1 protein-coding gene is annotated in these 1,118 nt (G+C 35.5%); it reads right to left on the bottom strand.

Translation table 11 applies throughout. From position 1 onward, the window contains the following. Positions 1-67: 67 nt before the first annotated feature. Positions 68-850: a hypothetical protein gene (locus tag IAQ59_RS21980; protein ID WP_209333007.1), complete on the bottom strand. Its 783-nt coding sequence runs from the start codon at positions 848-850 to the stop codon at positions 68-70. Between the last annotated feature and the right edge of the window lie 268 nt (positions 851-1,118).

The following is a 1,118-nucleotide window of genomic DNA, read 5'->3' on the forward strand; positions in this document are numbered from 1 at the left end:
GGTGTGAGAGGCGCACCTCGTCAGAGAAATCTGGCGAGGCCGTCTACTCGATTAGCAAAAGTTATTCTTATTCATAGCTATATTCTGCAATCTTAAATTTCTTTTCATTTATAATCCGATAAAATACCTTAATTCGACCTTCAGAATCAAGTTTGTATTCATAAAACTCATCGTCACTTCCTGGTCCACCTACATATACCGATTTTTCCTCCAGTTCAGGAATTCTCTCAATTAATCTCCTTTTTAATCTGCCGTTTTCGAAATACTCATACTTTTTTATTTCTGTTGAGTTTTGCTCTTTATCAAATTCTTCTCTACTTATCAATAATCCATCCTTGTATTTTAAAGTATAAACGGTTTCATAAACATCGGTCTTATTAGTCTTTGGTCTGTAATAAAAAGCTTGTTCCTGATATGTTAGAAGTGTGTCGCCTTGATTTTCAATCATTTTCATTACAGTAGAATCATTTTCAGAAAGTTTGCGAAATTGATATATTATCCGATTATCAGCGTATTTATATTCAAATCTGTTTGTATCAATTCGGTCAGGATTATTAAAATCAAAAGTCTGGATGTCAAAAATCTTATTATTGTTGGCGTCATATACAATTTTATTCCTTGACATCAATTGCTTTTTATGATAACTCTCTTTACTAATTATTCTTCCTAACGAATCCACATATTCTAATGACCAATATCTACCACCACCTGTTCCGCTATAATATTTTCCTTTTATCATATTGGTATTTGGATACAATTCATTAGTCTTTAACAATTGAGCGTTAATCGCTGATGGAGTCATCATTATTAAAAATACAATTACAGCTAAATCCAGAAAAATTTTTCTCATATTATCTATGTTATTCATTGGTTGCTCGTCTGCTTTTTAATTTTTGCTAACGGTCCTCAGCTTGGAGACGGCGGACATTCGTGCCACCTCTCTTCCAGCCTACCCCAATCGTTAACAATATACGAATCTCCTTCTTTAAACGAAACTGTCCGCTGTATCCAAGGTGATGTGTGTGCCCGGCATGGGCATCTGGTATCGAAGATACCATAATATTCCAGAGGGTGCAAGTCCCTTACGTGCGGGGGTAACGCCCCGAAGCGTTAGCAAG

The sequence above is a fragment of the Lunatimonas salinarum genome (assembly GCF_017811155.1).
GTDB lineage: Bacteria > Bacteroidota > Bacteroidia > Cytophagales > Cyclobacteriaceae > Lunatimonas > Lunatimonas salinarum.

Coding starts and splice junctions, on each gene's coding strand:
- IAQ59_RS21980 (WP_209333007.1), bottom strand. CDS start 850: ATGAGAAAAATTTTTCTGGATTTAGCTGTAATTGTATTTTTAATAATG.